Annotated in this window: 18 protein-coding genes and 1 riboswitch; of the genes, 12 read left to right on the forward strand and 6 right to left on the reverse strand. The window is 71.7% G+C overall.

Annotated features, from left to right (window positions below; translation table 11 throughout):
- Nucleotides 1–30: 30 nt before the first annotated feature.
- The gene (locus ACVGV0_RS05285; RefSeq protein ID WP_459158728.1) at nt 31–552 is read right to left on the reverse strand and encodes a GNAT family N-acetyltransferase; all 522 of its coding nucleotides are present in this window, start codon (nt 550–552) and stop codon (nt 31–33) included.
- Between the two features lie 272 nt (nt 553–824).
- On the opposite strand from ACVGV0_RS05285, the gene rsfS reads away from it, so the two are divergent.
- From rsfS to ACVGV0_RS05310, 5 genes are all read left to right on the forward strand, one after another.
- Nucleotides 825–1,226: a ribosome silencing factor gene (gene rsfS / locus ACVGV0_RS05290; protein WP_459158729.1), complete on the forward strand. Its 402-nt coding sequence runs from the start codon at nt 825–827 to the stop codon at nt 1,224–1,226.
- A complete protein-coding gene (locus ACVGV0_RS05295; RefSeq protein WP_459158730.1) occupies nt 1,223–1,840 on the forward strand; it encodes a histidine phosphatase family protein in 618 nt (205 codons plus the stop codon). The genes rsfS and ACVGV0_RS05295 overlap by 4 nt, the downstream gene beginning before the upstream one ends.
- 49 nt (nt 1,841–1,889) lie before the next feature.
- Nucleotides 1,890–2,792 (forward strand): DegV family protein, encoded by a 903-nt coding sequence (locus ACVGV0_RS05300; RefSeq protein ID WP_459158731.1) that lies wholly within the window; start codon nt 1,890–1,892, stop codon nt 2,790–2,792.
- 116 nt (nt 2,793–2,908) lie between these two features.
- Nucleotides 2,909–3,898 (forward strand): helix-hairpin-helix domain-containing protein, encoded by a 990-nt coding sequence (locus ACVGV0_RS05305; protein ID WP_459158732.1) that lies wholly within the window; start codon nt 2,909–2,911, stop codon nt 3,896–3,898.
- Nucleotides 3,895–6,309, forward strand: coding sequence for a ComEC/Rec2 family competence protein (locus tag ACVGV0_RS05310; protein WP_459158733.1), 2,415 nt, complete (start codon nt 3,895–3,897; stop codon nt 6,307–6,309). The genes ACVGV0_RS05305 and ACVGV0_RS05310 overlap by 4 nt, the downstream gene beginning before the upstream one ends.
- Nucleotides 6,310–6,355: 46 nt before the next feature.
- Here ACVGV0_RS05310 and thrC read toward each other — a convergent pair whose 3' ends face one another.
- The gene (gene thrC / locus ACVGV0_RS05315; RefSeq protein WP_459158734.1) at nt 6,356–7,624 is read right to left on the reverse strand and encodes a threonine synthase; all 1,269 of its coding nucleotides are present in this window, start codon (nt 7,622–7,624) and stop codon (nt 6,356–6,358) included.
- Between the two features lie 12 nt (nt 7,625–7,636).
- Nucleotides 7,637–7,762: riboswitch (SAM riboswitch) on the reverse strand.
- A 101-nt stretch (nt 7,763–7,863) separates the two neighbouring features.
- On the opposite strand from thrC, the gene holA reads away from it, so the two are divergent.
- Complete coding sequence (holA, locus tag ACVGV0_RS05320) at nt 7,864–8,847, forward strand: DNA polymerase III subunit delta (protein WP_459158735.1); 984 nt, start codon at nt 7,864–7,866, stop codon at nt 8,845–8,847.
- Between the two features lie 105 nt (nt 8,848–8,952).
- Here the strand turns inward: holA and rpsT are convergent, their stop codons facing one another.
- Entirely contained in the window at nt 8,953–9,213 is a 261-nt protein-coding gene (rpsT, locus tag ACVGV0_RS05325; RefSeq protein WP_459159930.1) for a 30S ribosomal protein S20, read from the reverse strand.
- A 381-nt stretch (nt 9,214–9,594) separates the two neighbouring features.
- Between rpsT and ACVGV0_RS05330 the strand changes: the two genes are divergently transcribed.
- From ACVGV0_RS05330 to ACVGV0_RS05345, 4 genes are all read left to right on the forward strand, one after another.
- Complete coding sequence (locus tag ACVGV0_RS05330) at nt 9,595–10,455, forward strand: EamA family transporter (RefSeq protein WP_459158736.1); 861 nt, start codon at nt 9,595–9,597, stop codon at nt 10,453–10,455.
- A 27-nt stretch (nt 10,456–10,482) separates the two neighbouring features.
- The gene (locus ACVGV0_RS05335; RefSeq protein ID WP_459158737.1) at nt 10,483–10,872 is read left to right on the forward strand and encodes a VOC family protein; all 390 of its coding nucleotides are present in this window, start codon (nt 10,483–10,485) and stop codon (nt 10,870–10,872) included.
- 270 nt (nt 10,873–11,142) lie between these two features.
- Complete coding sequence (gene lepA / locus ACVGV0_RS05340) at nt 11,143–13,005, forward strand: translation elongation factor 4 (RefSeq protein WP_459158738.1); 1,863 nt, start codon at nt 11,143–11,145, stop codon at nt 13,003–13,005.
- A gap of 27 nt (nt 13,006–13,032) precedes the next feature.
- On the forward strand, nt 13,033–13,248 hold the full coding sequence (locus tag ACVGV0_RS05345) for a hypothetical protein (protein WP_459158739.1): 216 nt from the start codon (nt 13,033–13,035) through the stop codon (nt 13,246–13,248).
- Between the two features lie 40 nt (nt 13,249–13,288).
- Here the strand turns inward: ACVGV0_RS05345 and ACVGV0_RS05350 are convergent, their stop codons facing one another.
- Nucleotides 13,289–14,755, reverse strand: coding sequence for a helix-turn-helix domain-containing protein (locus ACVGV0_RS05350; protein WP_459158740.1), 1,467 nt, complete (start codon nt 14,753–14,755; stop codon nt 13,289–13,291).
- A gap of 117 nt (nt 14,756–14,872) precedes the next feature.
- Between ACVGV0_RS05350 and aceA the strand changes: the two genes are divergently transcribed.
- Nucleotides 14,873–16,189, forward strand: coding sequence for an isocitrate lyase (gene aceA, locus ACVGV0_RS05355; protein WP_459158741.1), 1,317 nt, complete (start codon nt 14,873–14,875; stop codon nt 16,187–16,189).
- Nucleotides 16,190–16,488: 299 nt separating this feature from the next.
- Here aceA and ACVGV0_RS05360 read toward each other — a convergent pair whose 3' ends face one another.
- The gene (locus ACVGV0_RS05360; RefSeq protein ID WP_459158742.1) at nt 16,489–17,151 is read right to left on the reverse strand and encodes a GGDEF domain-containing protein; all 663 of its coding nucleotides are present in this window, start codon (nt 17,149–17,151) and stop codon (nt 16,489–16,491) included.
- A 235-nt stretch (nt 17,152–17,386) separates the two neighbouring features.
- The gene (locus ACVGV0_RS05365; RefSeq protein ID WP_459158743.1) at nt 17,387–17,620 is read right to left on the reverse strand and encodes a lysozyme family protein; all 234 of its coding nucleotides are present in this window, start codon (nt 17,618–17,620) and stop codon (nt 17,387–17,389) included.
- 610 nt (nt 17,621–18,230) lie between these two features.
- Between ACVGV0_RS05365 and ACVGV0_RS05370 the strand changes: the two genes are divergently transcribed.
- On the forward strand, nt 18,231–20,156 hold the full coding sequence (locus ACVGV0_RS05370; protein WP_459158744.1) for a cellulase family glycosylhydrolase: 1,926 nt from the start codon (nt 18,231–18,233) through the stop codon (nt 20,154–20,156).
- The last annotated feature ends 71 nt before the right edge of the window (nt 20,157–20,227 follow it).

Genomic DNA, 20,227 nt, shown 5'->3' on the forward strand with positions numbered 1-20,227 from the left:
CGGCTCGCGGGAGGTGCGCGCCGGCGGGTCTCAGCCGAGCCGCTGCTGCAGCAGGGTGACGCTGTGGAACCGCTCGAACTCCCGGCGTCCGACCTCGGTGAATCCCAGCCGCCGGTAGTAGGCGAGCAGCGCGGTGTTCGATTCCACGCAGTCGAGCCGCAGCAGTCCGACCCCCGCGGCCCGGCCCTGCTCGGCGGCCCAGCGCAGCAGGGCTTCGCCCAGGCCGCGGCCGGCCGCGCTGCGGTCGACCATGAGCCCGTGCACGTACGCGGCGGGAGTCCGGTCCGCTCCCCAGAACTCGGGGTCGGACCACAGCAGTCGCAGCGCGGCGGTGACGCCCCGATCGTCTTCTCCGGTCCCGTCCTCGCGGAGCACGTGCCACAGGCCGAGCTCGATCTGCTCGGCGATGGTCCGCTCGCTGATCTCGCCGGGCGCCCACTGGGCGATGCCGCGTTCGGCCAGCCAGTCCTCGACGTCCCGGCGCAGGCGGTGCAGCCGCGGGGCGTCGGCCGGCCGGGCCCGCTCCATCGGCAGTGGCTCTCCGGTGCGCACGGACGTGCACCTTAGGCGAGGTGCGCTGCTGCGCGCCAGCTCGGCACCTCGGCGGTGCCGGGGCGGGTGCGCGGTGGTTGCACGGCAGTCGCGCGCACCGCACGCGTCCGGGGGGTGCACGCGTCGCGCCCGCGGGTCGAGCGCGGAGCACGCGCCCGGGCGTGCGGGCGCGTGCGGCCCCGCCGGAGGAGCGCGCCGCACCGGACGCCGCCCCGCCGAGGTGCCGGAACGGGCTACCCTGGTGGGCTGGGTACCCCGTCGAGAGGAGTCACGTGGCAGCGACCGAACAGTCCCGCGAGCTGGCCAGGGTGGCCGCGCAGGCCGCCGCGGACAAGAAGGCCATCGACGTCGTCGTGTTGGACGTGTCCGAGCAGCTGATCATCACCGACTGCTTCCTCATCGCCTCCGCGTCCAACGAGCGGCAGGTCGGCGCGATCGTCGACGCGGTCGAGGAGAAGATGCGCGCCGCGGGCACCAAGCCGGTGCGGCGCGAGGGCGAGCGGGAGGGCCGCTGGGTCCTGCTCGACTTCAACGACGTCGTGGTGCACATCCAGCACAGCGAGGAGCGCGCCTTCTACGAGCTGGAACGCCTGTGGAAGGACTGCCCGCGGGTGGAGCTCGAAGGAGTCGTCGCCACGGTGGAGAACGGTGAGACCGGGGACGCCGACGCGTGAGCCTGGAACGCCTCGTGCTGTGGCGGCACGGTGAGACCGACTACAACCGTGCCGGCCGGCTTCAGGGACATCTGGACAGCGAGCTCACCGAAACCGGGCTCGAGCAGGCGAAGCGCGCGGCCACCGTGGTCGCCGAGTACTGCCCGGACGTCGTCGTCAGCTCCGACCTGCGCAGGGCGCGGGTCACCGCTGCCGCGCTGGCCGAGGTCTCCGGGGTCGAGGCGAGCATCGACCAGCGCCTCCGCGAGACCGACATCGGGCAGTGGCAGGGCCTCAGCGGTGCCGAGGTGGAGCACCACTGGCCAGGAGCGATGCTGACCTGGCGCACCGATCCGCGGTGGGCGCCGCCCGGCGGGGAGGCGCGGGTGCACGTCGCCGAACGGGCGGCTCGGGTGGTGCAGGAGCTGGACCGGGCGCACTCGGGCACGGCGCTGCTGTGCGCGCACGGCGGGGTGATCGGCGCGCTGACGTCGCAGCTGCTGGAGCTGCCCGTGCACCTGTGGCCCGGGCTCGGCGGCATCGCCAACTGCCACTGGGCCGTGCTCGTGCGGATCGGCCGTCAGGAGCGGCGGTGGCGGCTGGCCGCGTACAACACGGGCGCGCTGCCCCAGTGACCACCCCGACGGGTGACGTGCGCTGCACCGTTCGGCGTAGGGTGAACGCGTGACGGTCGCGGTGGTCACCGATTCGACGGCGTATCTCCCCGCGGAGCCCGCCTCCCGCTTCGGCATCGGCGTGGTTCCGCTGCACGTGTCCATCGCCGGTGCCGATCCGATCGCCGAGTCGGAGGTGGTGCCGGCGGACTTGGCCCGCGCCATGGGCAGGCACCAGCGGGTGACCACCTCCGGGGCCACCCCGGACGAGCTGGCGGCGGCCTACGCGGCGGCGCTGGAGGGCGGAGCGGACGCGGTCGTGGCAGTGCACCTGTCCCGCCACCTCTCCGGCACGTGGGACGCGGCGCGCGTGGCCGCCGAGCGCGTCGGCGCGGATCGCGTGCGCGTGGTCGACTCGGCTTCGGCGGGGATGGGCGTGGGGTTTTCCGCGCTGGCGGCCGCCGAGGCGGCGGCGCGCGGCGCGCCCGCGGACGAGGTGGAGCGGTCCGCCTCGCTGGCGGCCGCGCGGACCACGACGCTGTTCACCGTGCCCACGTTGGAGCACCTGCGGCGCGGCGGGCGCATCGGCACCGCCGCCGCGGTGTTCGGCACGGCGCTGTCCATCAAGCCCGTGCTGCACGTCGAGGCCGGCCGGATCGCCCCGCTGGAGAAGGTGCGCACGATGTCGCGGGCGGTGACCCGGCTCGTGGAGCGCGCCGAGCAGGCCGCGCGCGGCGGCGACGCGCCCGTGCGGGTGGCGGTGCACCACTTGGCGGCACCGGAGCGGGCCGCGGGGCTGGCGGAGCGCTTGCGGGAGGCGCTCCCGGGGGTGGTCGACTGCGCGGTCACCGAGGTGGGAGCTGTGATCGGCGCGCACATCGGCCCGGGCGCGTTGGGCGTCGTCGTGCGGTGCCAGGAGGCCGAACTCGCGGAGGACTTCGCTCCCGCGGAAGGTGGGCACTGGGGCGGGTGAACCACATCGCCCGAGCGGGCGAGCATTCGTGGTGAGCTGTCCACAGGGGATCGAGTTCTCCACAGATTCTGCTGCCAGGGCGGCGGAACTCCGCAGCAGCGCTCTATTTTCGCCGCATGGACGACTTCCGGCTGTTCCGAGCGCGCCGCGCCGAACCGGTCCCGCAGGAGCGGTTGCTGGCGCTGCGCGGCCGCGGCGCGCAGGGCGGCTCCGCCGCGCGGTCCGCAACGGGACCCGCGGCTCCTCGCACCGCGGACGCGATCGCTCCGGCAGGTGGGTCCTCACCGGATGAGCCGGACCCGGTGCTGGAGGCCACCTCCGAAGCGCTGCCCCCGCCGGACTCCGGTGGTGACCCGTTCCCCGCGAGCAGTTCTGCCGGGAGTGGACGGACGGTGGAGGCGGGCCCGCCTGCCGTCCCCGGGATGAGCGCGAGCGGGGCAGGGGGTTCCGCGCCGCGCGGGCGGTGGCACGAGCGGCTGCGCCGGTGGGTGCCGGAAACACTGCTCGCGGCGCGTTTCGACCCCGGGCGCGGCGGCGTGCTCGTGCTCGCGGCGCTCACGCTCGTCAGCCTCGTCGTGGCCGCGAGCGCGCTGTGGCGGCAGCAGGCCGCGGGGGAGCAGCGCGCCGCGTCCTCCGCCCCACCGCTTCCCCCGGCGACGAGCGCCCCCGCTTCCACCGAGCCGACGCCGGAGGCACTCGTCGTCAGCGTCGTCGGACGCGTGCACGACCCCGGCCTGGTCACCATCGCCCCCGGCGACCGGGTCGCCGACGCGTTGGCCGCGGCGGGTGGGCCGCTGCCGGACACCGACGTCACCGCGCTCAACCTCGCCCGCCAGCTCGACGACGGCGAGCAGCTCCACGTCGGCATCCCCGAACCGGAGCCGCCACCGGGCGGGTCCGCCGCGGAGGAGGACCCGGTGGTGAACCTGAACAGCGCGGACGAGGAGGAACTGCAGCAGCTGCCCGGCGTGGGGGAGGTGACCGCGCAGCAGATCGTGCGCTGGCGGAGCGAGCACGGCGAGTTCAGCTCCGTCGAGCAGTTGCAGGACATCGACGGCATCGGGGAGAAGACCGTGCAGCGGCTGCGGGAGATGGCCGAGGTGTGAGCGCCCCGGAGACCGCGACCGCGGCAGGTGCCGTGCCGGACCCCGACCGGACCGCGGGGAACGGCCGGTCGGTGGGGATCGGGGAGGTCCTCGACCTGCGTCTCGTGCCCGCGGCGTGCGGCGTGTGGGCGGTGACCCTGCTCGGGTTGCACGGCGGCTGGGTGGCGGCGGCGGTGGTGACCGCCTGCGCGGTGGCCGTGCTCGCCCTCGCGTGGCGGCGGCGCGCCCACCCGGGCGCCAGGGCGGTGCTCGCCGCCGCGCTGCTGGTGGTGGCGGCGGGAGCGTCGATCGGCGTGCGCGCCAGCGCGGTCGAGCACCACCCGCTGCAGGCCGAGCTCGGCACGAGCGCGGAGCTGCACGTCACCCTCACCGACGCTCCCCGTGCGCTGCGCGGCGACTCCTACGGCAACCACCGCCGAGGGGAGCGCGCCCTGGCGCCGGCCCGGCTGCGGGCGGCCGCAGTGGACGGGCGGTTGCGGGAGGTGCGGGGCCGGGTCGTGCTGCTCGTGCCCACCGCGGAGTGGAGCCACCTCGTGGCGGGCCAGCGGGTCGTGCTGCGCGGTGAGCTCCTCCCGCCGCGCCCCGGGGAGCTCACCGCGGCCGCGGTGAGCACGCACTCCGCACCACGGGGCACCGGCCCGGTTCCCGCGGTGCAGCGGGTGGCCGAACACCTGCGGCAGGGCCTGCGTGACACCTCGGAGGAGGTGCTCGGGCCGGCAGCGGCGGGGTTGCTGCCGGGGCTGGTGATCGGTGACGTCGGAGGACTGCCCGAGGAGGTGGAACAGGACTTCGAGACCGCGGGCCTGACCCACCTCGTCGCCGTGTCCGGTTCGAACGTCGCCATCGTCTGCGGCGCGGTGCTGCTGCTGGCACGCCTGGTCGGGTGCGGACCTGTGGTGTGCGCGGGCGTCGCCGCGCTGGCGCTGTGCGGGTTCGTGGTGCTGTGCGGGCCCGAACCGAGCGTGCTGCGGGCCGCCGCGATGGGGGCGATCACGCTGCTCGCGCTGGCGCTCGGGCGGGAGCGCTCCACCCTGCCGGTGCTCGCGGCGAGCGTGCTGGGGCTGCTGCTGCTCGTTCCGCGCCTGGCCGGCGAGGTCGGGTTCGCCCTGTCGGTGGCGGCCACGGCCGCGCTGGTGGTGCTCGCACCGGCCTGGTCGGCCCGGCTGCACGACCGCGGTGTTCCGGTGGGCCTGGCCGAGGCGATCACCGTCCCGGCGGCGGCCCAGCTGGCCACGGCTCCGCTCATCGCCGCCGTCTCCGGCGGGATCAGCCTCGTCGGGGTGCTCGCCAACTTGCTGGCCGGCCCCGCGGTGGCCCCGGCCACCGTGCTCGGCGTGCTCGCCACGGTCACCGCACCGGCCGTGCGGCCAGGAGCTGAGCTGTGCGTGCGACTCGCCGCTCCGGCCCTCGAGTGGATCATCGGGGTGGCCGGGCACGCGGCAGGAGTCCCGGGGGCGCTGCTGCCCTGGCCGGACGGGGTGTTCGGCGGGGTCCTGCTCGCCGGTGCCGCGCTGGTGGCGCTGCTCGCGCTGCGTTTCCGCCGGTTCCGGCGGATCGCCCTCGCGGTCGCGGTGCTCGCGGCCTGCCTCGTCCCGGTGCGGGCCGCGGTGTCGCCGTGGCCGGTCGGCGGGTGGAGCGCCGTCGTGTGCGACGTGGGCCAGGGGGATGCGGTCGTGCTGGCCACCGGACGCCCCGGGGAGGCGGTGCTCGTGGACGCGGGGCCGGACGCGGGCGCGGTGACCGGTTGCCTGCGGCGTCTCGGGGTGGAGCGCGTGCCGCTGCTCGTGCTCAGCCACCTGCACGCCGACCACGTGGGCGGCGTCGGCGGGGTGCTGGCGGAATTCCCCGTCGGTGGCGTCGCCGTCGGCCCCGTGCGCGAACCGGCCTGGGCGATGCGGGAAGTGCGCGGGCACGCGCGGCGGCACGGCGCACCCGTGCTCGGCGCGGAGGCGGGGCGCTCGCTGCGGTGGCCGGGGGTGGCCCTCGACGTGCTCGGGCCGGCCGGCTCGCTCGCGCGGACCTCCGATGAGGAAGCGGCCAACGACGCCTCCGTGGTGCTCCGCGCACGCACCCAGGCGGGCAGCGTGCTGCTGACGGGGGACGTGGAGATCCGCGGTCAGCAGCAGCTGCTGTGGTCGGGCGCGGACCTGCGGGCCGACGTGCTCAAGGTGCCGCACCACGGCTCGCGGACCACCCTGCCGCGGTTCGTCGCAGCGGTCGACCCGCGGGTGGCGGTCATCAGCGTCGGCGCGGACAACGACTACGGGCATCCGCACGGACGCCTGCTGGGCATGCTCGCGCGCGTGCCGGAGGTGCTGCGCACCGACGAGAGCGGCGACGTCGCCGTGCTGCCCGGCCGGCACGGCCCGCGCGCCGCGGCGCGCGGGGACGCGCTGCTGCCGGTCCCGTGACCGGCGCCCCGCCCCGGGAAGTCAGCCGGTGCTGGTCACCCGGGCGTCACAGGCCGAGGGCCTGGTCCACCGCCTCGGTGTTCGGCGCCACCGTCGCCTTCGGCCCCACGTGCTCGGTGACCGCGTCCATGGTCTTCAGCCCGTCACCAGTGATGAGCAGCACCGTCTCCTGGTCCGGGTCGAGCTGGCCGCTGTCGAACATCTTCTTGGCGTTGGCGACGGTCACACCGCCCGCGGTCTCGGCGAAGATGCCCTCGGTCCGCGCGAGCAGGCGGATGCCCTCGACGACCTCCTCGTCGGTGACGTCCTCGATCGCCCCGCCGGTCTTGTGCACCGTGTCCAGCACGTACGGGCCGTCGGCCGGCGCGCCGATGGCCAGCGACCGGGCGATCGTCTCCGGCCGCTGCGGCTGCACCACGTCGGTGCCCTCCTTGAACGCGGTGGACACGGGCGAGCAGCCCGCGGCCTGCGCACCGAAGATGCGCACCGGGCTCGGCTCGACCAGGCCCACCTCGCCGAGCTCGTTGAAGCCCTTGTACACCTTCGTCAGCTGCGAGCCGGAGGCGATCGGCACGACGATCTGCTCCGGCAGCCGCCAGCCCAGCTGCTCGGCGACCTCGAAGGCCAGGGTCTTCGAGCCCTCCGAGTAGTACGGCCGCACGTTGACGTTGACGAACGCCCAGTCCTCGTGCTCCCCGGCCAGCTCGGTCGCCAAGCGGTTCACGTCGTCGTAGTTGCCGTCCACGGCCAGCAGCGAGCCGTCGTAGACCGCGCTCATCATGATCTTGGCCTGTTCCAAGGTCTTCGGGACGAGCACGACCGAGTCCCAGCCCGCGCGGGAGGCCGCCGCGGCGACCGCGTTCGCGAGGTTGCCGGTGGAGGGGCAGGCGAGCACGTTGAACCCGAACTCGCGGGCGGCGGCCAGCGCGACCGCGACCACGCGGTCCTTGAACGAGTGCGTCGGGTTGCCGGTGTCGTCCTTGATCCAGATCTGCTTCACGCCCAGGGCCTTCGCCAGGTTGTCGGCGCGAAGCAGCCTCGTACAGCCGGGTTCCGTGTTCGCGATCTGATCCACGGTGGACGGGACCGGCAGGAGTTTCTTGTAGCGCCAGATCGAGCGCGGTCCGGCTTCGATCTCCTCGCGCGTGATGCGGCCGAAGTCGTAGGCGACTTCGAGCGGGGAGAAGTCCTCGAGGCTGACGAACTCCGGCGCCAGCGGCTGGCGGTGCCCCTCCTCCTTGGACACGAGCTCAGCGGCCTGTCCGAGGTCGAGGGCGGAACGCGAGGGGGTCTGTGCCTGGGCGGCAGCGGTCATGGCGAGGTCCTTTCCTCATCTCTCCCGCGGGCGGGTCGGAGTTGGCACCTTTGTCGTCGGCGGCCCCGCGTCACAGGAATGCCGACACCGGTTGCCGGGGCTTCGTCGGGCCGGTCCCTCTGCCCCTCTGGATGAGCTAGCTATCCGGTTGTGGCGGACACGCTAATGGACCGTCCCGGCATCTCGCCACAGCTGTCCACGGTGCGGAAGATCACCGGGGTCGTGCGAAGATGTGCGGTATGACCTCGCCGAACACGGTCGCCGCCCCGCTGCACCTCGTGGTGGGCGAGGAGGAACTCCTGGTTGAGCGAGCGGTGCGCGCGGCGGTCGCCGCGGCGCGCGCGGCCGACCCGGAGGCGGAGCTGCGCCGGGCGAAGGTGACCGAACTCACCGCCAGCGAGCTCGACGAGATGCTCAGCCCGTCGCTGTTCGCCGACGGGCGCATCCTCGCCGTCGAGGACTGCCAGGACGCCGGCAAGGAGATCGCCGAAGCGTTGCTGACCCACGCCCGCGAACCCGCCGACGGCGTGGTGCTGGTGATCGTGCACAGCGGCGGTGGCCGCGCCAAGCACGCCAAGGACCTGCCCAACCAGCTGAAGAAGCTCGGCGCGGCGGTCACCGAGTGCCCCCGCATCACCAAACCCGCCGACCGCGAGGCGTTCGTCCGCGAGGAGGTCCGCCGCAGCGGCGGCAAGATCGACGCCGACGGGGTCCGCGCGCTCATCGAGGCCGTCGGATCCGACCTGCGCGAGCTGTCCAACGCCGCCACCCAGCTCGTGTCGGACACCGGCGGCACGGTCGACGCCGAGGCCGTGCGCCGCTACCACCAGGGGCGCGCCGAGGTGACCGGGTTCGCCGTGGCGGAGAAGGCCGTCACCGGGGACCGCGGCGGCGCGGTCGAGGCGCTGCGGTGGGCGCTGCAGCTCGGCGTGCCGCACGTGCTCATCGCCGACGCGCTCGCCGACGCGGTGCGCACGATCGGCAAGGTCGCCTCCGCCGGCAAGGGCGGCGACCCGTTCCGGCTGGCCAGCGAGCTGGGCATGCCGCCGTGGAAGGTGAAGAAGGCCCTGGCGCAGTCGCGCGGGTGGAACAGCACCGGGATCACCGACGCGCTCGGCGTGGTCGCGGCGCTCAACGCCGACGTCAAGGGCAGCGCCGCGGACGCGAACTACGCCCTGGAGCGGGCCGTGCTCGACGTCGTCGCCCTGCACGGACGGCGCTGAGCGGCGCCCGCGCAGCGCGGGAGGGCGGCGCGACACGCGAAAGGCCGCCCGCCACCGCGCGGTGCGCGGCGAGGGGCGGCCTCGGCGGTCCCGGAGGGCCGGAAGTCAGAGCTTGTTGATCTGCCGGGCCATCGAGGACTTCTTGTTGGAGGCCTGGTTCTTGTGCAGGACGCCCTTGGTGACAGCGCGGTCCAGCGCACTCCCGGCGGCGCGCTGCAGCTCGATGGCGCGGTTCTTGTCGCCGGCGGCAGCGGCCTCCCGGAACTTGCGGATGGCCGTCTTCACGTAGGACTTCACTGCCTGGTTGCGGCGGCGGTTCTGCTCGTTGGTGCGAATCCGCTTGACCTGGGACTTGATGTTGGCCACTGGTACGCCTTCCTCGTCGCTCGACTGCTCGCGCCGCGCTGTGTACGGCACCGCCCCGGCGCGCTCGCCGACACCGCGGTCGGCGGTGCGCGGAGCGGGTTTCCTCCCCTGCGGAACGCCGCACGGCGCGAGCAATCACGATACCAAGGCTGACCTGCGAGATCGGCGGGCGGGTGCGCGGCGTGCGGGTGATGCCCTGGTTCTCGCGGTGGCGGCGCGGTACCGTGCGCCCCCGGGTGTGCCTAGGGTTCCGCCCGGCCGCGGGTGCCAGCGCCGGGGACCGGTCCGAGCGGTACCGACGACCGCCGTACGGCGGTCGCACAGCTGAAGGGACAAAAGCCTGGAGGCATCCGTCGACGAGGTGTCGGAGGGTGCCCGCCCGTGGGTCTTGCCGCCAGCCTGCTGCTGCTCGCCGCTGCCTTCGCGCACGCGGGGTGGAACCTCTTCGCCAAGCGCGCCGGCGGCGGCGCGGCGTTCGTCTGGCTCGCCGCCGCCTGTTCCGCGGTGCTGTACCTGCCGCTCGGCCTGCTCGTGCTGTGGCGGGAAGGCGCACCCGCCGGAGAGGCGTGGGCGCTCGGCGTCGGCGTCAGCGCGGTGCTCCACCTCGGCTACTACCTGCTGCTGCAGCACGGCTACGGGGTGGCCGACATGTCCGTGGTCTACCCGCTGGCGCGCGGCACCGGACCGCTGCTGGCGGTGCTCGCCGCCGTGCTGCTGCTCGGGGAGCGACCCGGTGCGCAGGGCGTTCTCGGCGGGCTGCTCGTCGTGGCGGGAGTGTTCGTCATCGGCTTCGCCGGCGGGGCCGCGCGGTCGGGAGCCCGCGTCGGCGGTGTGGCGTTCGGCCTGCTCACCGGGGCCCTGATCGCTTCCTACACGGTGTGGGACGCGCACGCGGTGACCGGTCTGGCGCTGTCGCCGCTGCTGTTCGACTGGTCCTCCTCGGTGGTGCGCGCCGCGCTGCTCGGTCCGTACGCGGGGACGCAGCGGGCGCGGGTGCGCGCCATCTGGCGCGAGCACCGGCGCGAGGTGCTCGCGGTGGCGGTGCTCTCGCCGCTGGCCTACGTGCTGGCCCTGTTCGCGATGCGGCTGGCACCGGTGAGCCTGGTGGCACCGGGACGCGAGCTCAGCATCGTCATCGCCGGGCTGCTGGCCTGGCGCGTGCTCGGCGAGCCCCGGCCGGCCCGGCGGTTGACCGGCGCAGCGGTCGTGCTGGTCGGCGCGGTGCTGCTCGGCGTCGCATAGCGGCGGGCTGCGCGGTAGAAACGCGGCATGGAGATTCTCAGCAGCCGGATGCTCCTCCGACCGCTCGACCCGGAGCGCTCCGTCCGCTTCTACCGCGACGTGCTCGGGCTCGCGATCGCCCGCGAGTTCCCGGGCGGCACGGTGTTCTTCCTCGGGCAGGGCTACCTGGAGGTCTCCGGTCGGGGGGAGCAGCCGCCGAGCGGGGACCAGTCGCTGTGGCTGCAGGTGCGCGACCTCGAAGCCGAGATGAGCAGGTTGCGCCCGCAGGTGACCGTGCTGTCCGAGGCCGAGCGCAAGCCCTGGGGCCTGGACGAGGGGTGGATCGCCGATCCGGACGGGCTGCCGATCGTGCTCGTCGAGATCCCCGCCGACCACCCGCTGCGCGTGGACGTGCGGAACCCGCCGAGCGGAGACTGAGCGCGCGCGGTTGGCGCCAGCGTCCGCCGCGGAATCCGATTGCCGGATCCGGCTCCGGCGGGCCCGCGCGCTCGCCTCCGAGCGGTGGTGCCGCGGCCCGGTGGTGACCCTGGCCGCGCGCAGCGCCCTGCGAGCTCGTCTTCCCTGCTCAGCAACACTGTCGCTGTGCAGGGCCGGGGAGCTCGCGCGCTTTCCGGAGTTGGGCTCCGGAGGCGGCCCCCGGCATGGGACGATGGGGCCAACCCGGTATCGACACGCGAGGAACCACGAGTGAGCAGCTTCGCAGACACGACGTTCACGAGTCCGGAGCGCATCCGGAACTTCTGCATCATCGCGCACATCGACCACGGCAAGTCCACGCTGGCCGACCGGATGCTGCAGCTGACCGGAGTGCTGGAGGAGCGCGCCTACCGGGACCAGTACCTGGACCGGATGGACCTCGAGCGGGAGCGCGGCATCACCATCAAGGCGCAGAACGTGCGCCTGCCGTGGAGCGTGCAGGGCCGCGACCACGTGCTGCACCTGATCGACACCCCGGGGCACGTGGACTTCAGCTACGAGGTCAGCCGCTCGTTGGCCGCCTGCGAGGGCGCGATCCTGCTGGTGGACGCCTCCCAGGGCATCGAGGCGCAGACGCTGGCGAACCTGTACCTCGCGATGGAGCACGACCTCGAGATCGTGCCGGTGCTGAACAAGATCGACCTGCCGGCCGCCGAACCGGAGAAGTACGCCAACGAGCTCGCGCACATCATCGGCTGCGACCCGGGGGACGTGCTGCACGTGTCGGCCAAGACCGGCGACGGCGTGGACTCGGTGCTCGACGCGGTGGTCGGCCGGATGCCGGCGCCGGAGGGCGAGGTCGACGCGCCGCCGCGGGCGATGATCTTCGACTCGGTCTACGACACCTACCGCGGCGTGGTGACCTACATCCGCGTCGTCGACGGCAAGATCACGCCGCGGCAGCGCATCCGCATGATGTACACCGGCGCGAACCACGAGCTGCTGGAGGTCGGCATCATCTCGCCGGACCCGAAGGCCAGCGAGGGCCTCGGCGTCGGCGAGGTCGGCTACCTGATCACCGGGGTGAAGGACGTCCGCCAGTCCAAGGTCGGCGACACCGTCACCGCGGTGAAGGACGGGGCCGCGGAACCGCTGCCCGGTTACCGCGAACCGCAGCCGATGGTCTACTCGGGGCTGTACCCGATCGACGGTTCGGACTACCCGCTGCTGCGCGAGGCGCTGGACAAGCTGCTGCTCAACGACGCGGCCCTGACGTACGAGCCGGAGACCTCGGGCGCGCTGGGCTTCGGCTTCCGCTGCGGGTTCCTCGGCCTGCTGCACCTGGAGATCACGCGGGCGCGCCTGGAGCGGGAGTTCAACCTCAACCTGATCTCCACCGCGCCGAACGTGGTCTACGAGGTGACCTGCGAGGACGGCGCCGAGGCCGAGGTCACCAACCCCTCGGACTGGCCGGGCGGCAAGCCGCAGGAGGTGCGCGAACCGATCGCCAAGTGCACGATCATCGTGCCCTCGGAGTACGTCGGTGCGGTGATGGAGCTGTGCCAGGGGCGGCGCGGCACGATGAACGGGATGGACTACCTGTCCGAGACCCGGGTGGAGCTGCGCTACACGATGCCGCTGGGCGAGATCGTGTTCGACTTCTTCGACCAGCTCAAGTCGCGCACCCGCGGCTACGCCTCGATGGACTACGAGGAGGCGGGGATGCAGGCCGCGGACCTGGTGAAGGTGGACATCCTGCTGCAGGGCGAGATGGTCGACGCGTTCAGCGCGATCGTGCACAAGGACTTCGCCTACTCCTACGGCACGAAGATGACGAACAAGCTGCGGGAGCTCATCCCGCGGCAGCAGTTCGAGGTGCCGATCCAGGCGGCCGTGGGCTCGCGCATCATCGCGCGCGAAACGATCCGCGCGCTGCGCAAGGACGTGCTTTCCAAGTGCTACGGCGGTGACATCAGCCGGAAGCGCAAGCTGCTGGAGAAGCAGAAGGAAGGCAAGAAGAAGATGAAGAACATCGGCCGCGTCGAGGTGCCGCAGGAGGCGTTCGTGGCCGCGCTGTCCACCGACGGCGGTGACGGCGGCAAGGAGGAGAAGGACAAGAAGGGCAAGAAGTAGGCCGTCGCCGGCTGCGTCGAATCGTTTTTGCAGCGCACGACAGGTACCGAACGCGCCGCGTGGAACTGCTCGCTGGTCTTCCTCGAGCTCAACGGCCATCCCCTCATCGACCCGCTCAAGAGCGAGGACGTCGAGGTGGCCGAGGAGATGGTCTGCGCGGCCGCGCAGAACCAGATCGGCCTGGAACACATCGCCGCGGTGCTGGGCAAGCTCACCGCGCACGCCGAGTCGGGTGGTGGCTGACGGGCCGGGGAAGCCGGCCCGCTCAGCTCGTTCGGACGCCTCAGTACTGGTGCGACTCGACGAAGGCGTAGACGTCGGCCTCGTCCACGCCGGGGAAGGTGTCCGAGGGCAGTGCGGTGAGCACGTGCGAGTGCGCCCGCGCCGAGGGCCAGACCATGCCCTCCCACCGGTTGGCGAGTTCCGCCGGCGGGCGCTGGCAGCACTCGCCGTTGGGGCAGCCGGACTTCTCGTGGTTGGTGGTGTCCCGGCCGCGGAACCAGCGCGACTCCGCGTACGGCACGCCGAGGGTGATCGCGAAGTCCCGCCCCCGGCTGGGGTCGACGTGCGCGACGCACCAGTGGGTCGCGCCCGGTTTGTCGGTGTACTGGTAGTACGTCGAGTACCGATCGGGCGCGTTGAACACCTGCCGGCCGGCCCAGTGGCGGCACATGCGCTGTCCCTCGATCGCGCCGGTGGGGTCGGAGGGGAAGACCAGGCCGTCGTTCTCGTAGGCCTTGTAGATGATGCCGGTCTCGTCGTTGCGGACGAAGTGGCAGCGCAGGTCCAGGTACTGGGTGGCGAGGTTGGTGAACCGGTGCGCGGCCATCTCGTAGGACACGGAGAACACGTCGCGCAGGTCCTCGACGGCGAGGTCGCGGTCGGCCTTGGCCTGGCGCAGGAAGGGCACGGCGGTCTGCTCCGGCACGAGCACGGCTGCGGCGAAGTAGTTGGCCTCGACGCGCTGGCGCAGGAAGTCGGCGAAGTCGCGCGGTTGCTTGTGGCCGAGCGTGAGGTGGCCGAGCGTCTGCAGCAGGATCGTGCGGGGGCTGTGCATGCCCAGGGACTCGCGGCGCAGGAAGATGCGGTTGTGCTTGAGGTCGGTGACCGAGCGCACCGATCGGGGGAGGTCGGTGACGAACCGCAGCCCGTAGCCGGTGTTCGCGGCGATGGACTGGATGAGCCCCTCGGACAGCGCGCCGCCGTGGTAGCCGACGCCGTCGAGCAGCTCCGCGGCCTGCTTCTCGATCCCGGCGAAGTAGTTGCCGTGCTCGCGCATCATGGCGCGCAGCTCGGCGTTGGCCTTGCGGGCCTCCTCCGGGGTGGCGACCTGCTTGGTCTCCCGCCGCTTGAGCTCCTCGTACAGCGCGAGCACGTGTTCGAGCGCTTCGGTGGGCACGCGTTTGCTCACCTTCAGCGGCGGCACGCTCAGCTGCTGGTACAGCGGGTCCTGCTGGGCCTTCTCCACCGCGATCTCCAGCTCGGCCCGGCGGTTGGGGGCCTTGTTGGACAGCAGTTCGTCGGTGGTGGTGCCGAGCGCGTCGGCCAGCGCGCGCAGCAGCGACAGCTTGGGTTCGCGGTGGCCGTTCTCGAGCAGGGACAGCTGCGAGGGCGCCCGCCCCACCTTGTCGCCGAGGTCGGACAGGGTGAGCCCGGCCGCTCGGCGCAAGTGCCGCAACCGCTGACCGAACACCAGGAGGTCGTGCTCGGTTGAAAAATTCCCGTGTTCTTCCGACGCGAATGCCGACATGGCGTTGACCCTAGCAGAAAATCAGCCAAAGTTTCTAGGGAAATCTCCTCGTCTTTTCGCTTGCGAGCACCAAGACTGGGTGTCACCAGGCAGCGACCGATCCGGAAGGTGAAACGGATGAACGAGGAAGGGATCCGCGCCCAGGCCAAGCGTGCGGCCGAGCAGCTCCAGCACGAGTGGGACACCGACCCCCGCTGGGAGGGGATCGAGCGCACCTACTCCGCGGAGGACGTCGTCCGGCTGCGCGGTTCGGTGACCGAGGAGCACACCCTCGCTCGTCACGGCGCCGAGCGCCTGTGGAAGCAGCTCCACGAGCACGACTACATCAACGCTCTCGGCGCGCTGACCGGCAACCAGGCGGTGCAGCAGGTCCGCGCGGGCCTGAAGGCCATCTACCTGTCCGGCTGGCAGGTCGCCGCGGACGCGAACCTCGCCGGCGAGACCTACCCGGACCAGAGCCTGTACCCGGCGAACTCGGTCCCGCAGGTCGTGCGGCGCATCAACAACGCCCTGCTGCGCCAGGACCAGGTCAACTACTCCGAGGCGCTGGACCCGGACACCAGCGACAACGGCGAGCAGGTCGACTGGATGGCGCCGATCGTGGCCGACGCCGAGGCCGGCTTCGGCGGCGTGCTCAACGCCTACGAGCTGATGAAGGGCATGATCTCCGCGGGCGCGGCCGGTGTGCACTGGGAGGACCAGCTGGCCTCCGAGAAGAAGTGCGGCCACCTCGGCGGCAAGGTGCTCATCCCCACCAGCCAGCACGTCAAGACGCTGAACGCGGCCCGGCTGGCCGCCGACGTCGCCGACGTGCCCAGCCTGGTCATCGCCCGGACCGACGCCCAGGCCGCCACGCTGCTCACCAACGACGTCGACGAGCGCGACACCCAGTACCTGACCGGTGAGCGCACCTCGGAGGGCTTCTACAAGGTGCGCAACGGCATCGAGCCGTGCATCACCCGGGCGCTGGCCTTCGCGCCGCACGCCGACCTGATCTGGATGGAGACCTCCACGCCGGACCTCGACGAGGCGCGCCGGTTCGCCGAGGCGGTCAAGCAGCAGTACCCGGACCAGATGCTGGCCTACAACTGCTCGCCGTCGTTCAACTGGAAGCGCAACCTGGACGACGCGACCATCGCGAAGTTCCAGAACGAGCTCGGCCAGATGGGCTACAAGTTCCAGTTCATCACGCTGGCGGGCTTCCACGCGCTGAACTACAGCATGTTCGACCTGGCCAAGGGCTACGCCAACGACGGCATGGTCTCCTACGTCGACCTGCAGCAGCGGGAGTTCGCGGCCGAGGCCGAGGGCTACACCGCGACCCGGCACCAGCGGGAGGCCGGCACCGGCTACTTCGACCTGATCAGCACCGCCGTGAGCCCGGACGCGTCCACCACGGCGCTGGCCGAGTCCACCGAGTCGGCCCAGTTCTGATCCCGGTTTTCGGCACCGGTCCGCCAGGACGCTGCGGGGCGCCGAGGTGGACCGGTGCGCGAATCCCGCCTCCGGCCGTACCCGGCTCGGTCGGGGGAGGGGGTCCGGTGCGCCGTGGGAACGCACCGGAGTGAACGCACCAGCAAAGTAACCCTGTGGCGGGGTGTCGACAGCGGTGGTGCGCAGGCGGGCGGGAATCCTGGCGTCGGATTCCCGCCCGCCTCTTCACGTCTCGGGGGCGGTCCCGAACGCCGCCTCGGGGCTGCACTGGTTACCCCCTGTACCCGCCCGGAAAAGGCTCATTGGTGACCACTCGCACTCCCGCGTGCAGTCGTGGGCTGCGGGAGATGCGCAGGTGTCCTCGTACGGGGCGGGCTCGGTTCGTGGAGTCGCCACGTGGCGCCGCGCTCTTTGGCCTCGTACATGGCCGCATCAGCAGCTGCCAGCGCTTCCGGCAGGGAGGGCGGCGGGGAGAATCGGCTCAGGTGCGCCACCCCCAGGGAAGCGCTGATCGGCAGCGTGCCGATCGCCTTCAGGGGGATCGGCCGTGTCGCGGCGACGATGAGCCCGTTGAGGCGCGCGCCGCAATGGCCCCGGGTGACGATCCCCAGTTCGTCCCCGCCGAGTCGGCCGACCACGGCGGTGGTTCCGAGTCCCGCGACGAGGCGCTGCGCCACGACGAGCAGCACGCGGTCACCGGCGGCGTGGCCGTAGCGGTCGTTGATCTGTTTGAACCCGTCCAGATCGACCACGGCCACTGCGGTGGCCTGCGGGAGTTCGTCTCGTGCGACCTGCTCCCAGCCGTGGCGGGTGAGCAGGCCGGTCACAGGATCGCGAAGAGCTTCTCGGAGGCACCGCGCGCAGGTGCGCAGGCGTCGGGAGGCACCGATCCAGCCGGCGGTGGTGATCGCTGCTGTTGCTGTCGCAGCAGCGGTGGTGAGAGCGAGGATGCGGGTGTTCATGCCGCGGCCTCCTTCCTCGCTGATCGGTAGTACCGACGATTGCGCTTGCTCGCGGCCGGAAGGCGGTGGCCCTGTCGGAGGTCGGGGGCGATGACAGGACCACCGCCGCTCGCGCCCGGCGCGCCGTTCGGGGTGCTGGCACGGCCGGATCGTCTCCGGAAGTCGCCCGGCCCGCCGCGGGAACCCGGGGCCAGGTCCTGGGGTTTCCTGCCCGGCCCTGAGGAGGGTTCGCCGGTCAGATCGCCGGGACGTCCACCCAGAAGCGGGTGTCATTGCTGAGGTCGTCGGAATGGGACTCGAGCTGCTGCTGTATCCATTCGTGGGCGGTCCGGAAGTTTTGGATGTCCGCGGTGTCGGGGTTTTCCAGCCCGCTCTCGCCGTTGCGGTGCCCGGCGAACCACGTGTCCATGCCGTAGTGCTCCTGGCTCCGGTTGAGGCACGCGGCGACCGTTTCGGTTCCGCAGTCCATGACGCTGCCGTCAGCCGCCGTGGGGCATTCCGGTGCTTCGGGCTCCGCTGGTCGCCGGTGCCGTCATCAGCACAGGGGTGAGAGCTGCCGCCGCGGCGGTCGCTGCGAGTCCGCCTGTGATGGTTTTCCGTTTCATGAGTGCTCCTCCGATCTCGCGCGGGACGGCTCCCCGGGCACGTAGCCGGGACTCGCTTCGAGGCGTGGATGCGGCAGATGCCCGACCACGTCGGTGGGCAGCCGCGCTCCGCGATGCGGATCACGGTTTGTGACCACTGCCACATCCAGTTACAGGAGAGCACTTAAGCGCTTCATAGTCAACGTTCGCTGCGCGCCCCTTCGTTGGAAGCCCTCCGGGGTGCCCCGCCCCGGGTTTCGCGAGGCTCGTGTTCGCTGCTCTGAAGTGGTGAGGACATCAAAGCTGGCTCGGTGGCCGTGTCGGCACTTCGGCTTCAATCGGAAGCTGCATCCCGGATAGGCCGAGCTTGACACTTAAGCGCTTCAATGGTGGAGTTCGACGGAGTAGCGGTCCGTCTGGTGCGGGTGCCCAGTGCGGAACCTGCTCGCTACCCCCGGCTCAGCGGACTGGGCTCGTCCACGAGGAGAGGATCTCATGCACCGTTCTTTCGCCATGGTCAACACGGCCGGCCAGCCGGTGAATTGGCTCGGGGCCAACTTCTGGTCGCGGGGTGGCGGCCCCCGCATGTGGAGCCAGTACGACGCCGAGCTGGTCCGTGCTGAGCTGCGGACGTTGCGGGAGCACGGGCTGACCGTGACTCGTTCGTTCTTTTTCTGGCCGGACTTCATGCCCGAACCGCACCGGATCGACGAGAACTGCGTCGCCAACTACGCTGACTTCTTGGCGGCTCACGAGGAAGTCGGCATGACCACCATCCCCACATTCCTCGTCGGGCACATGTCCGGGGAGAACTTCGACCCCCCGTGGCGAGGCGGGCGGGATCTGTACGCCGACGTGTGGATGGTGGGGCGCCAGGCGTGGTTCGTGGAGCAGATGACCCGGAAGTTCGCCGAGCACCCAGCCGTGGCCGGGTGGTTGATCAGCAACGAGATGCCGGTCTACGGAGAGCCCGCGTCCCGCGAGGTGGTGTCGAGCTGGGCGACCGTGATGGTGCAGGCGGTCCGGGCAGGCGGTGCCCGGCAGCCTGTCTCCATCGGTGATGGCGCGTGGGGAGCCGAGGTCACCGGTGTGGAAAACGGCTTCTCGGTGCGCGATCTCGGGGAACTGACCGACTTCCTCGGTCCGCACGTGTACCGGATGGAGAACGATCAGATCCGCCAGCACTACGGGGCCGCGTTCATCTGCGAATTGGTGAGCACGTTGGGCAACCCCGTTGTGCTCGAGGAGTTCGGCCTGTCCTCGGACTTCGCCTCCGCCGAGCACTCGGCCCACTACTACCGCCACGTGCTGCACGCCAGCCTGTTCGGGGGCGCGACCGGATGGCTCGCCTGGAACAACACCGATTTCGACAACTTGTTCGAGCAAGACCCCTATCGTCACCATCCTTTTGAGCTGCACTTCGGGCTCACCACGGTGGACGGAGCACCGAAACCGCAGCTGGAAGAGATGTCCCGGTTCGCGCGCGTGCTCTCCGAGATCGAAGTTTCCCGCTGCCAGCGCGAGGACGCGCAGGCCGCGTTCTTGGTGCCGGAATACCTCGAAGGCGAGGTCCCGATCACTGACGGAGAGGACAACCAGTTCGCCTTCTCCGTGCTCAGGCAGGCCTACGTCAGCGCGAAACTGGCCGACGTGCCCGTCGGCCTGAGCCGGGAGCGTGACGGCATCAGCGAGGATTGCTCGCTGTACTTGGTGCCTTCCACCAAGCAGCTCACCGCCCCCACCTGCTACCAGCTGGAACGGCTGGCGCAGTCCGGTGCCGTCGTGTACGTCTCGTACTGCCACGGCACGAGCTCGTTCCAGCGCGGCCCCTGGTTTGCTCACCTGAACCGGATGTTCGGCGTCGAACACCAGTTGCGTTACGGTCTCGTCGATCCGATCGAGCACGGCGAAGTCGAGATGACCTTCACCGCGGAGTTCGGCGATCTGCCCGCAGGGGCGACGTTGCGTTTCGCGGTGGCCGGCAACGAGCACAGCCGTTCCTACCTGCCGGTCCGACCAGCCGGCGCCGAGGTGGTGGCCGTCGACCAGAGCGGCCGTCCCGCCCTGTTGCGGCGGCGAGTCGGCGAGGGGTGGATCGTGCTGTGCACGTACCCCCTGGAACACATGGCCGACCTCGTTCCTGGTGCCAACCCCGAGGACACGGTTCACCTCTACGGAGCCCTCGCTGAAATGGCCGGGGTGCGCCGACCCGTGGTGGTCGACGATCCGGCGGTCAGCACGGACGTCCTCGGACACCGTGATGGGCGGCGATTCGTCTTCCTGTCCAGCCACACCGACCAGCCGCTCGAAGTCGCGCCGAGGACCTCGAAAGGACGGCTCGTCGACCCCGGGACAACGGTGGAAGTCGAATCCGTTGAACTCGCACCGCAGGACATCCGGATGTTCGTGCTGGAGGAGTGACCGGTCCTCGGCGGCGGAACGGTTCCCGGCCGGTCCGCTCGATGATCGTCGCGCAACGCGCACCTTCCGCG

This window comes from Salinifilum ghardaiensis, assembly GCF_054491345.1.

What these genes read in the sequence shown, in the direction of transcription:
- thrC (WP_459158734.1), bottom strand. Translation starts at nt 7,624, where the DNA reads ATGACCGCTGCCGCCCAGGCACAGACCCCCTCGCGTTCCGCCCTCGAC.
- ACVGV0_RS05335 (WP_459158737.1), top strand. Translation starts at nt 10,483, where the DNA reads ATGGAGATTCTCAGCAGCCGGATGCTCCTCCGACCGCTCGACCCGGAG.
- ACVGV0_RS05365 (WP_459158743.1), bottom strand. Translation starts at nt 17,620, where the DNA reads ATGGACTGCGGAACCGAAACGGTCGCCGCGTGCCTCAACCGGAGCCAG.
- aceA (WP_459158741.1), top strand. Translation starts at nt 14,873, where the DNA reads ATGAACGAGGAAGGGATCCGCGCCCAGGCCAAGCGTGCGGCCGAGCAG.
- ACVGV0_RS05370 (WP_459158744.1), top strand. Translation starts at nt 18,231, where the DNA reads ATGCACCGTTCTTTCGCCATGGTCAACACGGCCGGCCAGCCGGTGAAT.
- ACVGV0_RS05350 (WP_459158740.1), bottom strand. Translation starts at nt 14,755, where the DNA reads ATGTCGGCATTCGCGTCGGAAGAACACGGGAATTTTTCAACCGAGCAC.
- holA (WP_459158735.1), top strand. Translation starts at nt 7,864, where the DNA reads ATGACCTCGCCGAACACGGTCGCCGCCCCGCTGCACCTCGTGGTGGGC.
- ACVGV0_RS05305 (WP_459158732.1), top strand. Translation starts at nt 2,909, where the DNA reads ATGGACGACTTCCGGCTGTTCCGAGCGCGCCGCGCCGAACCGGTCCCG.
- ACVGV0_RS05360 (WP_459158742.1), bottom strand. Translation starts at nt 17,151, where the DNA reads ATGAACACCCGCATCCTCGCTCTCACCACCGCTGCTGCGACAGCAACA.